Origin of the sequence: Sinorhizobium sp. M4_45 (assembly GCF_002885915.1) — a bacterium.
Lineage (GTDB): Bacteria > Pseudomonadota > Alphaproteobacteria > Rhizobiales > Rhizobiaceae > Sinorhizobium > Sinorhizobium meliloti_A.
In genome coordinates this window covers 644780-656514 of sequence record NZ_NWVE01000001.1, presented here as the reverse complement: position 1 = coordinate 656514, position 11735 = coordinate 644780, and the positions used below count along the sequence as shown (strand labels likewise).

The following is an 11735-nucleotide window of genomic DNA, read 5'->3' as shown; positions in this document are numbered from 1 at the left end:
GAAATTCCGGCCAGGATCAAGGCAGCGACGACCAGGTTGCTCCACGGAAACGTCATCGTGTGAGCCTCAAAGCGTCGCGGACCGCCGGCATCGACCAGATCGCGTAAACGGCAAAGCTGACGATTATGACGAGGATCGCAAGCTGCACCCGCCAATCCAGCGCGACGAGGTTCAGCTCCTTCAGCGCCGTGACGATCGTGCCGCCGGCCGTCAGCAACCAGGTCCAGAAGCGGCCGGACCGGGAAACCGGCTTGCCCGGGCGTGCCGGAACCACAAGCGCCGCCGCCTCGCCCGCGCGGTCCGCCTCGACCTCTCGTGGACCGGCTGCCAGCACTGCGCGAAGCACGGCTTCCAGCTTTTCCGGCCGCACCAGCGCTCGGTTGAGCCCGTCGCCGGCATAATAGGACTGCCCGCGCCTTATCCGCTGCCGGTCACCCTGGCTATCGGCGAGAACCGGCAGAGACGCCCATTCCATCGCCAGGCGCCTCGCGAATTCAACGGGGCCGATCTTGCCGGAGATAAAGCCGGCGAAACCGCGGCGGTTCAGAAGGTGAAGGGCGAGCCGGTCCTGAAGCGCAGGATCGAAGCGCTGATCTCCGCCCAATCCCGGTACTTCCTTCAAAAGCCCGGAAAGCGTGGCCCGCATGAACTGATAGCCCCCCGCCGCACTCGATCCATGCGCCCTCGCCCACCCCTTCTGCGCACGGATCACCTCGGCGATCGCCATGTGCGTAAGCGGCTTTGTGAGCTTTCCCTGGTTATGTCCGTAGATCACGTCGTAAGACGCGCGGCCTTTGCTGCCGACTTCCGCCTCCCGGATAAAGTCGAGCAGCATCGCCGCGCCCGGAGGCACGGTTTGGGTCATGGGGTTCCTTTCTGCTGAAATTGCAGTTCGTCGGCGAAAAAAGGCGGACTAAGGCCTGTTGAGATTCGGGATACCCGCAGCGGCTTGCTCGATCTCCTCAACAGGCCTTCGTCCGTTGCGAGCTTGCTGCCGCCGAAGAAGCGCCTGGCGCTCTCGCCATGGACGCCCGTTGCGGATCGTTGCGCCATTGGATATGTGCAAGACTGATTGAACGGTAGAGATAAAATCAGTGCCCAAGCCGAAGGTTGTCGTCGTTTTCCCCGTCTACAATGGCGAAAAGACACTCACCAGCAGTCTACGGTGCATTGCCGAACAGACGTTCGATGGCTTCGAAGCAATCATTCTCGACAATAAATCGACGGATAAGACGGTCGACATAGCCGAGCAATTTTGCCGGTCGGATGAACGCTTCTCCGTCGTCAAATGCGCAGAACATGTAAGCGCGATCGATAACTTCGCGAGAGCAGTCCGGCTCGGCGCCGAACGTGGCGAATATTTTTGCCTGCGTGCATGCGATGACCATTCGTCGCCGGATTTTCTCGCGCGCTTGGTTGAAGCACTTGACGAAAATCCCGGAAAGCTTCTTGCCGCATGCTCGACGAAGCTGGTAGGGCGAAGCGGGTCCAGAATCAAAGCCCCGGACGACTCTGTCTTCGAATTCACAAGTAAATACGCATCAGGCAAGGTTCCAAGAAATCTAACGTTCCCGGCTGAGTGGATCTACGGTCTGTACAGAGCCAGCGCAAAAGAAATGCTCATGGAACGCTGGTTCGAACTTGGAAATCCTTGGTGTTTCGCATCATACGTCGTTTCAGAACTTGTCGTCCGCGACCTCGTAGTGTACGTCGACGGACCAACATTCGACTTCACAGAGGGATCTGGCTCTGAGGCGCGTTATGGGGCCAAAAGTTTTCGAGATCGCCTAACTCAGAGACTGAAATATACTAAAGGCTGCTACAATCTGGTAAAAAAGCTTCCAGATGTCAGCTGGTCGACCCGGATGAAATTCTTTCGGATGTGTTGGAACGACGCGCGACGAAAGACTCGGTATAAGATTTTTTGGATTTTCTAATGTCATTTGATGGCAATTGTTTCGTTGCCACAGCGCAGCTTTGTATGTCGATCCGTGACAGGACAGGCTAGAGGTCGGCAGATGTGGACCACATTGCGTCAATCTGCTCGTCCGAGAGGCCGAGGGCGGTGCCAATGAGGTCTATGAGCGGATGCGCGCGGTTGAATGTGGTGGCGTATTCCCACTCAATTTTCGCAACCTCCTTCTCAGGACCTTCCTGCACTGTCTCAATAGCGGCCGCGACCTGAGCCGGAGTAAACCCGTTCTTGACGAGGCCTAGACGAAACCGACGGGTGGTCAGTAGCGGAAGCGATGCACGGACTTGCTCCGTCGTCGGCGGTACATAGCTTTGAACCGGAAAGTCCGGATGCTGCTTCATCCAGGTACGGATTGCTGGGTTCGCACCGATCGAGTCGTCAGGTGTGGAAACGTAGTGTTCGAAACGTTCCTCCACGCCGTTGATCCTCAACGTGAGATCAAGGTCGTAGATGCCAGGGGTCGGCGTATCCGTGACCTTGTGGACGGTGACCACCTCGAAAATCGACTTTTCCATTTAAGCGACCCTTTGCATGATGTTGTACTCGCCGTTGCCATTGACTACTCCGCGTGAGCGCCAGGTCCCCGCCAATGCTGCTCCGGCGCTCGGGTGGGTCGATGGGACGTAGTACCTGTTGATCGAATTGTGGAGGGTGGGGGTGCCGGAGGCATTGCGTGCAATGTTGGCGTCGTTACCCAGTGCCACAATATGGCCGAGCGGAAAGCTCGTGTCGTTGGCACCAGTTCCAACATAGACCTCCGCCGCAGTAAACCCGAGGGCATGGGTGTGGCTGGTAGACGTGACGGAGTTTGTCGTCGAGTTGGTAATGTCGCCAGGCGTGCCGAGCGTCAGGGTGCGATCTGCGGCAAGCGTGCCGCCGCCGGTCAGGCCGTTGCCGGCGATGATCTGTTTTGCAGAATTCGCCGGCGTGTAGCCATAGATCGAGTTGAGGTCGGCCGAGGATAGATTTCCGGAGTGATAGACGACGTGCTCGGCGCCGTTGACCTGGAATTCCAGGCTGTCGACGCCGCCGGAATTCTTCAGTGTGAGGGCCGTGTCGCCGCCGGTCGCCGTATCGTTATAAATGCGAAACCCTTGATTCACCCCCGTGCCGTCGGTGTGCTGGATATAAGCTTGGCGAGTGGCCCCTTTATAGAAGCTCACATACGGATCGTCGGTGGAGGCGGGGCCAACGATACGTATCGCCTCGCCGGGGGTGGTGATCGTATGGGTGCCGGTCTGGCCGAGCGTCGTGATGCCGTCATAGGCTCCGGCAATTCTGGCGTTCGGAATGGTTCCGGTCGTGAGATTGGAAGCGCTGTTCGCACCGAGATTGGACCTCGCCGTCGCGGCGTCCGTCGAGCCCGTACCTCCTTCGGCGAGCGCAAGCGGTGTTGCCAGCGTCAGGCCCGAGGAATTGAGGCGGCCGACTTCCGTTCCGTTGACGTTCCACACATGAGAGGAGTTGGCCGGGACCGTATAGTTCAGGGTCGAACCCGTGATCGTGAATCCGTAACCGCTGTAGAGCTGGATATGCTTCGAAAGATCGGTGTTCCCGGCAGCAACCGCATTGGCGAAGCTTACGCCGGACGAGAAATTCTTGCCCGCCATCGAGCCCGGAAGCCGTGCGTCGGAAATCGTTCCCGAGCTGAGATCCGAGGCCGATCCGGACGACGCCACTGCCGCAAGGCCGAGCGTGGTCTTCACGGCAGCGGCGCTGGTGTCGTCGAGGATCGTTCGCGCAAATGGCGTCAGCGCCGTGGTCGCATAGACATCCGATGCGGTCGTGTAGATCGTCCTGTCTGCGGCGGTCGTCAGCCCGGAGATCGACTGTAAGCCCGCGTCGTAGGCCTGCACGTCCGCTCCGATTGCCACTCCGAGCGTCGTCCGGGCGGTAGCCGCATCCGTGTCGTCCAGGAGCGCTTTGGCGAAAGCGGACACACCCAGGGTCGTCAGCGCCGCCGCTGCGTCTGCGTCGCCGAGGATCGTGCGCGCGAACGGCGTCAGCGCCGTCGTGGCATAGGCATCGGCTGCCGTTGTGTAGATCATCCTGTCGGCGGCAGTCGCGAGCGTGGCAATCGATTGCAGGCCGGCGTCGTAGGCCTGCACGTTCGTACCGATCGCCAATCCGAGATTGGTCCGCGCTGCGCTTGCCGAGGTCGCCCCCGTCCCTCCACCCGCTGGCGATCCTCGAGCGTATAGTGCTCGGCATCCTCGATCGTCATGGTGATCACCGCGCGATCCGGCGATTTTTCCATGAGGTACCTGGCCACGACCGCGCTCAGGCCCCTGAGCGGCGTAAAGGTGACCGCGATGGCGCCGCGCGTTGCATTGGTGCGGGTAATCCCTTCGAAATAGACGTCTTCCGGCGGCTCCTCGTCGAACCAGACGTAATCCACCGTATTGGCCTGCCATTTGGCGCGCCCCTGTTCGTATGCCTTGAAGAGCAGCGTCGAGGCTCTGCCCGAAACATGCCGCACCGTCACGCTGTCGAGAGCACCGGAAGCGCCGGCGCGGCGCGTTGTCGCCTTGATCGCCGCTTTCGGGAGAAATCCGGTGCCCCACTCCTCCTCGTTGAGGGGCGGCCCGACCAGTAGCCGTTGCACGCCGTCGCGGGTCAGTTCATAGGACTCCGAGCCCGCCAGCATGACGATCGGCCGGTCGAACCGCCGGCCCTGCCACCAGTCGGGATAGCGCCCGGTCAGGTGCATCGCCCCCTCCGCTGCGCCGGCCAGCGTCTTGCCGAGCTGGTTGCCGGCCATGAACAGCCTCTCGCGAAAAGCCGCGCCCGCCGCATGGAACTCCCGCTGCTTGGCATAGGGCCGGTAGGCGGCAAGGATATTCGTTCGTTGCCGCCTGTGGAGCTCCGCCATCAGCAGCATCTGTTCCCTGAGCATCGCGGAAAGGCCGGACGCAATTGTCCCCTCGGATGGGTTGGATACGCTCATCCGTGATCACGCCTCTATATTTTTGCGAATTGCGGTCGTAGCCGGCGTAAGCATCGCTTCGTCTTTGCTGGACTGCGCCGGAATAAGATCAATAATGTCCCCAATGCCGTGCTGACATACGAAGCGCCGATGGGAGAAAATCATGATCGAAGGCCATTGCCATTGCAGGGCGGTCCGCGTCGCGGTCCCCGTCCGCCCGGAGACGCTCGGCGATTGCAACTGCTCGCTTTGCAGCAGGCTCGGCACGCTTTGGGGCTATTACCCTTCCAGCGAGGTCAGCATCACCGATCCTGAAAGAAAGCTCGTCGGATATGTCCAAGGCGACAGGACCTTGACCATGCATCACTGCGGCGTTTGCGGCTGCATAACCCACTGGTCGCCGGCCGGCCGCAGCTCACCGCGCATGGGGGTCAACATGCGCGTCTTCGATCGTTCGGTCTGGGAAGACATCCCGCACCGCCTTATCGACGGCGCGAGTTGGTGAAATCGGCTCTCTGTGCCTCGGGCCTTCAGATTCTGCCCATCAAGAGCAAGATCAACAGGACCACGACCAGAACGCCGAGAATTCCCGAAGGGCCGTATCCCCAGCCGGACGAGTAGGGCCAGGCCGGAATGGCGCCGATCAAAAGCAGGATCAGAATAATGAGGAGGACGGTGCCAAGCATATTGCGGTTCTCCCTTGCACGATCGAAATTTCTGCGAACGAAATCACGCGCCAAATCGAGTTTCTGCAGCGACTTTTGCGCGCCTCCGAAGATGTGGGTGCGCTACAAAGAACATCGTTCATCCTACGAATGCGAGAAGTCAGAATATGTTCCACGCCCCACGCGACCCATATGCGGGCAACACTCAATCAGAACGGGCAGTTTCCTTGGGAGCCTGGTCCTCGTTTTCCGATTTGTCACATCTGGAACAGCGAGGCGGCGTGAAAGGGCCTTTTATCTGCATGTTCTCATACGCATGAGAACATGCTAATTTTCTTTTTTTCTCGGAGGGGAAACCGATGCCACGTATTGCAAATCTTTATTTCAGAACGGCGATTGTTTTTTTGATCCTGGGCATTTCGATCGGCCTGCATATGTCGATCACAGGCAACCATGCCGCAACGGGCGCCCATGCCCACGCCAATCTGCTCGGCTGGGTAACCATGGCGATTTTCGGCGGCTACCACGCGCTTAATCCTCAAAAGGCGGCAAGGCGGCTGGCGGTGATTCAGTACGCAGTCTACACCTTCGGGGTGGCCGTCCTGATCCCGTCGCTCTACCTGATGCTTTCCGGAAACACGGCCGTGGAGCCGATCGTCGCCGTTTCGTCGCTCATCGCCTTCGCCGGCGTTCTGCTCTTTGCCGTCATCATCTTCTCGAGCAGCGAAGCGTCTGTCTCGGCAAGAGTGGCGCCGACGCATTAAAGCTGCACTTTCGCAGGCGGCACGCGCTTTCGCAGGCCGCCTGCCCTCTTCCTGGCTGGAAGCAGTGGCCGGATCGCAGCGTCCAGCGCGCGGATCCGGTCGATGATCTGTTCGTCCGACAAATCGTCAACCCCGCCGGTTGCGGCACTCAGGTCCTTCGGCAGAACCGAGGCGACGAGCTTCAGATAGGCTTCCGGCTTCTCGTCGCGAATGCGAGCGATGACCTCGCTGCCATGCTGGGCGAAATCCGTGCGCACGGCACCGAGAAAGCTGCTCCCCAGCGGGCTGCCCTCACCTCTCGCAGCCGGCATGCCCGCCGCGTCCGGCGCTTCCGCCTCCGGCATGGCGCTCTGATCTTTCATCATGAATTTCTCCGCTCCTCGTCCTTCTCGGGCCGGCAGCTAATGACCACAATTTCTGGAACAATCTTTCCGCCATATGCAATCCATAATTGCGCCAGAATCCCGGATCAGATTGGCGCAACAGGACTGTGCCGCCTCGTTTATCGAAGAGAAAACCGCCACGCCAGGAGGGAATATGCGCCGAAGCCTCGCCACCGCCTTTCTCATTGCCGCATCGACGATCTCCGCCTCTGCGGGGGAACGGGGCGAACCGCAATACTTCGTGAAGGCCTGGCTTCAAATGCCTGACAGAAGTTTCGAGCACACGAGCGGCTGGTGCGATGGAGAAGATGATTGTTTCGTGCCGATCGGTGAGCACGTGATCCAGTTGCGGGATATGTCGGCCTCATCTTACACGTTCAGCTTTTGGAACGACCCCTCGCAGCAGGATGCCTGCTGCGTGAGCCACACTGGTTTTCCTACGTTGCGCCTTTGGAGCGGACGTCCCCGCGTCGTTCCTCTTTACTACACCCCGAGAGCATCAGGCGACCCGGGGCAGATACTCTTCGGCAACCTCGTCATAGCAGTCGAGTACTTAGGCTAACCGCCTCCGATCGCCGAAGCCAGATCTCTGAAGCGGATCCGTTGGGAAAGCATGTTGGATGCCGCCTGTTCCCGCCATCTCGATAACGCCTGTTTAAGTGTCATCGTTGGCCCAGGAGGGGCTGGCCCTTCCTTTCACTCATGGACTTCTCCTCATGAACATTTGCGTTTCGCGGGTATTGCGGTGGATCAAATTCATTTGCGGCCGGCGATGCCGCCCACTCGCCCGGCGCCGCTGGCGCCTGGATCATGCGAGATATTGGGGTCAACGCGTCTTCACGCAGAATCCGCCTCGCGGATTCGGGTGACGCGGAAGCGCATCGCCGGCCGCACACGGCGCCGCGGCGTCTTGGAACGCGCGGCATCGCCGTGAACCATGAATTGGAAGTGAGGAGCACGCCGCGCCGAGAGGAGCGCCGGACGTTTTCGAGGTCGCCTCCGCAGGATCGGAGCAGGATTGCAATTCCTGCTCCACTCTCATCTCTCTGTGCTTGTCACAGAAATCCAGCAGCGCCGCGTCTGCGGCGCGGGAAGCGTTCTTTCGGCCAAGGCTTGGTTTCACTGGACCCTGTGACGAGCACAGGGACGATGAGATCAAACAAGCCGCGGCGGGTATCACAATGCTGAAGCCCTGAGAGGATAAAATTCCTATCCTTGATTTATGGAATACCGCAAATGCCTCTCGGTGCGCAAGCCTTCGTCACGCCAAGAGCGCTTGTTTTTCGATTTGCCCACGGGAAATCTCTCCGATGTCTCACGGCGGACCGCAGGAGGTAAGTTCGCCTGCTGCTGCCAACGCGCAGGCCGCTATGAACCCGCTGCTCGGATGCCTGCTTGATGAAGAGGCCGCTCAAATTTTGTTGTACAGATGTATATTATAATTTCCTTGCATAAGACATTGGCCTCTGCTTCAATCCTGAAAGGCTGATGCTTGAGGGCTTGGGTATATATTTCGATAATGATGTCTCGGATGAACGGCAGCGATCGGTTCGCTATCGTTGCTCGATGTCGGACGACGTTTCGTGCCGAGGCAAAACACATTGCTTTGAACATTACTATAGAGACTGAAATTTAGGCCAGTATCCCGATCGTCGGGGAACCACGACAGCCCGCAATGCATTTGCCTTCCCGAGAGAAGGAGCTTCGTCCATGCGCAATCCTTGGATCTATGTCGCCGTCGGTTTCATCGTCGGTGCCGGCTTGTTCGTCACCACGGCCTGGCACCGCACGCCCCTCGCCGAATCCGGTCAGTTCGCCAGCGTAAAACTTGAAAAGACCGACCGCCTGCAGGGTGGCGTCCAGACTTCGTTCGTCATGGAGCGTTTCGGCCCGGTTAAATCCGTCGAGTAACCGGGCACGACGTTCAAACCTGCACTGGACCATTTACAGGTGCGGCAGGCAGCGCTTCAGGCATGCCGGGCACCGCCGCGAACTCTTGCTTTCCGCCGCCGGATGCGCAAGTTACTCGCGCCGGGGTCATGCCGGCGCTGAATGGCGAACGAGGAAAACTGCGGTGAGTCCAGATAACAAGCCAGATGCCGAAATCAGGGTCGAAAAGCGAACGAACGGGCGCTGGGCCTTCGTCCTCAGCTATCGCGGCGTCACCTATCCGGCCCAGGGTCAGTTCGCCACTCAGCTTCAGGCGCAGTCCGCGGCTTACGTCGCAATGAAGCTCCTGCGCAAAACGCGCTGAGGGGTTACTCCCTCTAATTGTAAGGCGAGTTACACCGGCGGCGCCCGCCGTCGAAGGGCTGAAACGTGTCGTCCGCAGCGCGATACGAGGCGTACCGCTCCTGGCACCAGCGAAGATGCGCATTGGCGTCGAACTGCCCCCTTTGCCGTTGGCGCAGGCGCGATCTGTCCACCGCCCGGGGCGAAGGGCCTCCCACCGTCGCACCGGGGCCTATGCCAATGTCGGGAGCCCTGCCGCGATAGCGGGAGCCGTAGTTCGGATATCGCTGTTGCAGGAAGTCGCGGTATTCCCTCTCGATAAAGAGATCGTGGTTGCTGCTGCCCGCGGGACGACCGGCGCAAATTCCCGTGCTGCACGTCTGGGCTTGCGCCGGTAGCATACCTGTCGCTACGGCAATCACCGCAAAGGCGAGCATTGCTGAAGCTTTCACGGACTCACCTTCTTTCTGCTCCGGGGAAACGGTCGATGCGCCTCGACATGCTGGTTCGAGGCACCTTCGCATTGAAAGCATTTAATCTCTATTCGCCCAAAAGTGCAGCGGTTTTTGGGACTACGGCTTGCCCGGCATTCTTGTGGCACGGTCTGAACCGGCTTAGGCCGGATCGAGCTATAGGATATTATTCCTATTATGGAGTAAGCGAAATATCCTTCTTCCCATATTCGCGCAAGCCCTTTTCGAAGAGGAGGGCATTCAGGCCCCGCTTCAGCCAATCCAATTGGGCTTCCGGCATCATTCTCAACCCTTCGTAATCCATCACGCAGACGTTGAAGACGGTGGCTTTCACCTGCCGCCCCTCCTCGCATCCGAGCAACAGGCCTTCAAGCCTCATCATTCTCTCCGCCGCGTTCTTCGCCTTCACGGCGCGGGCCTCGCTCGGCTCGCTTGCATGTCCTCTTACGTGGCCGATTTGCTGGGCCCTGATGCTTGGAAACGGAATGCCCGTCAAATGATAATAGCGCACCATCGTCGCCGCGTAGTCGTCGCCCGCCTCCCGCTGCTGCTCGGTAATCCGCCCGTCTAGAAACAGCCGGCCGAGCGTGTAGCCGGCAAGCGCGCCTCTGGTCTCTAGGCCATGCATGCGCTTGCGCGCTGCAAGCGCCACAGCCATGGCCTCCTTTTCGCTTTCCTGTTTGGACCACTCCGGCTTTATCTTGCCGCATGCAAAGCGCTCGGCATTGGCCTTCCGCGGCCGTCCGAGTTGTGCCTTGCGCTTTGCACGCAATTTCTGAGCCTTGGTCAACATGGGAATCCTTTCGAGCGTGGTGATTGAGACATCCGTTGCGGGCGACCTGCCGTGAAGCGGCGGGACGTGACGGTATTCAGGGTGAACTGAGGGTGGGTATGGAATGCGAGCCGCCGCAGGGCTCAGCCGAAGGTGTCATCTCTGGAAGCTGTCCGGCTTCCGGCGCCGCCATCATTCACGACCGCAAGCACGGTCGTGTGGTCTCGATGGAAGATGCGGCCGATCCCCGCCAGCGAGAGATCCCGGCGGCGCTCATAGATCGCGCGCATGCAGGCATGCCTCGGCTTCACCAGCCGGCGCTCCCGGCGCACACTGATGATGTCGTCCCAGCTCACACCGGGAAAATCCTCGAGCACGGCGGCAACGATTTCCTCGATCGGCGCTCTGTCGCGGCCGCCCACATTCGACGCACCGGTATCTCGGCTGCCAAGCAGAATTCGGGCCTGCGCGAGCAGCCGCGCTTCCGCATCGGCGAGATCGGCTTCCAGTCTCGCAATCCGCCGTCCTTTCGCTTCGTTGTCGGAAGCAAGGTCGACCAATTGTCCTTCGAGTTCTTTGATGCGCGCAGATCTGCCCATCGCTTCGCTCGGGCGGGCCAGCCGCTCCCGTACGCCGCGATAGTGTCGAGTCTGCCTTGCCAGTTCCGAATTCTCCGCCACTGTTCTTGAACTCCCTTTCCCGTGCTCCCAGCAGTCGCGGTGCCTCCGCAGCCGCGACTTGACTTTACCAATGACATCTATAATGTCGTGGTGTCAACATGATTTATGTTATCAACATTGCTAAGTCCCGTATCATGAGCGAAAGAGCTGAAAGATTGCGCGAGGCGCGCGTCAAAGCGGGGTACCGGTTCGCCTCCGACGCAGCGAATGCCTTGGGCATCGTGGCCTCGACCTATCGCGCCCACGAGAATGGGCAGAATGAGTTCGAACTCAGCGAAGCCGAGATCTACGGCCGCAAGTTCAATGTCGATCCGCTTTGGCTGCTGACCGGCACCAACCGCCGAAGCTCCACGGGCTCCGCGACCGGCTCGACAATGGTCGAAGTCGACGCGCCGAACGCCCGGATCGGCGCCAAGGTAATCGGCCAGGGGGAAAAGATCCCGGTCTTCGGTCAGGCAGTCGGCGGGGTTGATGGTGAATTCATAATGAACGGCAACGTGCTGTACGAAGTCATGGCGCCGCCGATACTCTCGGACATCTCGGGCGCCTATGCGGTCTCGGTTTCAGGCGATTCGATGTACCCGCGTTACGAAGACGGCGAGGTCTGCTTCGTTGATCCCAGCCGCCGCGTCCGGAAAGGCGACTACGTGATCGCTCAGATTCGGCTGGAAGAAGGCGGGGCCCTGCTGGCCTACGTCAAGAAGTTCGTGCGCCACAACAGCTCCGAACTGGTTCTCGAGCAGTTCAACCCCCATAAGGAACTGCGCTTCGAAGCCTGTACCGTTCACTCCGTCCATTATATCGCGCTCGCCGGCAACGCCTGAGAACGCAAAGACCCCAGGCGGGAGTCGACCAGCGAGCTTAT

Annotated in this window: 15 protein-coding genes and 1 pseudogene; 7 read left to right on the top strand and 9 right to left on the bottom strand. The window is 59.8% G+C overall.

The annotated features are described in order from the left end of the window. Nucleotides 1-52: 52 nt before the first annotated feature. Entirely contained in the window at nucleotides 53-865 is an 813-nt protein-coding gene (locus CN933_RS03345; protein WP_018095306.1) for a lysozyme family protein, read from the bottom strand. Between the two features lie 229 nt (nucleotides 866-1094). On the opposite strand from CN933_RS03345, the gene CN933_RS03340 reads away from it, so the two are divergent. After that, complete coding sequence (locus CN933_RS03340) at nucleotides 1095-1937, top strand: glycosyltransferase family 2 protein (protein ID WP_018095307.1); 843 nt, start codon at nucleotides 1095-1097, stop codon at nucleotides 1935-1937. Between the two features lie 67 nt (nucleotides 1938-2004). Here the strand turns inward: CN933_RS03340 and CN933_RS03335 are convergent, their stop codons facing one another. From CN933_RS03335 to CN933_RS03325, 3 genes and pseudogenes are all read right to left on the bottom strand, one after another. Further along, nucleotides 2005-2490 carry a hypothetical protein gene (locus CN933_RS03335; RefSeq protein WP_018095308.1) on the bottom strand — a complete coding sequence of 162 codons (486 nt, stop codon included), beginning with the start codon at nucleotides 2488-2490 and terminating at the stop codon, nucleotides 2005-2007. After that, complete coding sequence (locus CN933_RS03330) at nucleotides 2491-4101, bottom strand: hypothetical protein (protein ID WP_146032656.1); 1611 nt, start codon at nucleotides 4099-4101, stop codon at nucleotides 2491-2493. It abuts the gene before it with no gap. Between the two features lie 47 nt (nucleotides 4102-4148). Next, nucleotides 4149-4922 (bottom strand): annotated as a pseudogene (locus CN933_RS03325) (terminase large subunit domain-containing protein); the annotation flags it as partial. Nucleotides 4923-5064: 142 nt separating this feature from the next. On the opposite strand from CN933_RS03325, the gene CN933_RS03320 reads away from it, so the two are divergent. Further along, nucleotides 5065-5406, top strand: coding sequence for a GFA family protein (locus CN933_RS03320; protein WP_018095310.1), 342 nt, complete (start codon nucleotides 5065-5067; stop codon nucleotides 5404-5406). Between the two features lie 25 nt (nucleotides 5407-5431). On the opposite strand, the gene CN933_RS03315 is transcribed toward CN933_RS03320, so the two are convergent. Beyond that, on the bottom strand, nucleotides 5432-5587 hold the full coding sequence (locus CN933_RS03315; RefSeq protein WP_020487478.1) for a DUF3309 family protein: 156 nt from the start codon (nucleotides 5585-5587) through the stop codon (nucleotides 5432-5434). A gap of 338 nt (nucleotides 5588-5925) precedes the next feature. Between CN933_RS03315 and CN933_RS03310 the strand changes: the two genes are divergently transcribed. Beyond that, a complete protein-coding gene (locus CN933_RS03310) occupies nucleotides 5926-6330 on the top strand; it encodes a hypothetical protein (protein ID WP_018095312.1) in 405 nt (134 codons plus the stop codon). Here the strand turns inward: CN933_RS03310 and CN933_RS03305 are convergent. Beyond that, complete coding sequence (locus tag CN933_RS03305) at nucleotides 6327-6692, bottom strand: hypothetical protein (RefSeq protein WP_026168637.1); 366 nt, start codon at nucleotides 6690-6692, stop codon at nucleotides 6327-6329. The two genes, CN933_RS03310 and CN933_RS03305, sit on opposite strands and share 4 nt — an antisense overlap. 175 nt (nucleotides 6693-6867) lie before the next feature. On the opposite strand from CN933_RS03305, the gene CN933_RS03300 reads away from it, so the two are divergent. The 3 genes from CN933_RS03300 (at nucleotide 6868) to CN933_RS03290 (ending at nucleotide 8967) form a co-directional block, all read left to right on the top strand. After that, nucleotides 6868-7275 (top strand): hypothetical protein, encoded by a 408-nt coding sequence (locus tag CN933_RS03300; protein WP_026168638.1) that lies wholly within the window; start codon nucleotides 6868-6870, stop codon nucleotides 7273-7275. A 1148-nt stretch (nucleotides 7276-8423) separates the two neighbouring features. After that, the gene (locus CN933_RS03295; protein WP_018095315.1) at nucleotides 8424-8624 is read left to right on the top strand and encodes a hypothetical protein; all 201 of its coding nucleotides are present in this window, start codon (nucleotides 8424-8426) and stop codon (nucleotides 8622-8624) included. A 163-nt stretch (nucleotides 8625-8787) separates the two neighbouring features. After that, nucleotides 8788-8967 (top strand): hypothetical protein, encoded by a 180-nt coding sequence (locus tag CN933_RS03290; protein WP_018095316.1) that lies wholly within the window; start codon nucleotides 8788-8790, stop codon nucleotides 8965-8967. Between the two features lie 13 nt (nucleotides 8968-8980). Here CN933_RS03290 and CN933_RS03285 read toward each other — a convergent pair whose 3' ends face one another. From CN933_RS03285 to CN933_RS03275, 3 genes are all read right to left on the bottom strand, one after another. Then, entirely contained in the window at nucleotides 8981-9346 is a 366-nt protein-coding gene (locus CN933_RS03285) for a BA14K family protein (protein WP_026168639.1), read from the bottom strand. A gap of 247 nt (nucleotides 9347-9593) precedes the next feature. Beyond that, nucleotides 9594-10211, bottom strand: a complete 618-nt coding sequence (locus tag CN933_RS03280) for a hypothetical protein (RefSeq protein ID WP_018095318.1) — start codon at nucleotides 10209-10211, stop codon at nucleotides 9594-9596. Nucleotides 10212-10333: 122 nt separating this feature from the next. After that, nucleotides 10334-10870 carry a helix-turn-helix domain-containing protein gene (locus CN933_RS03275; protein ID WP_018095319.1) on the bottom strand — a complete coding sequence of 179 codons (537 nt, stop codon included), beginning with the start codon at nucleotides 10868-10870 and terminating at the stop codon, nucleotides 10334-10336. 134 nt (nucleotides 10871-11004) lie between these two features. On the opposite strand from CN933_RS03275, the gene CN933_RS03270 reads away from it, so the two are divergent. After that, the gene (locus tag CN933_RS03270) at nucleotides 11005-11694 is read left to right on the top strand and encodes a LexA family transcriptional regulator (protein WP_018095320.1); all 690 of its coding nucleotides are present in this window, start codon (nucleotides 11005-11007) and stop codon (nucleotides 11692-11694) included. Nucleotides 11695-11735: the final 41 nt, after the last annotated feature.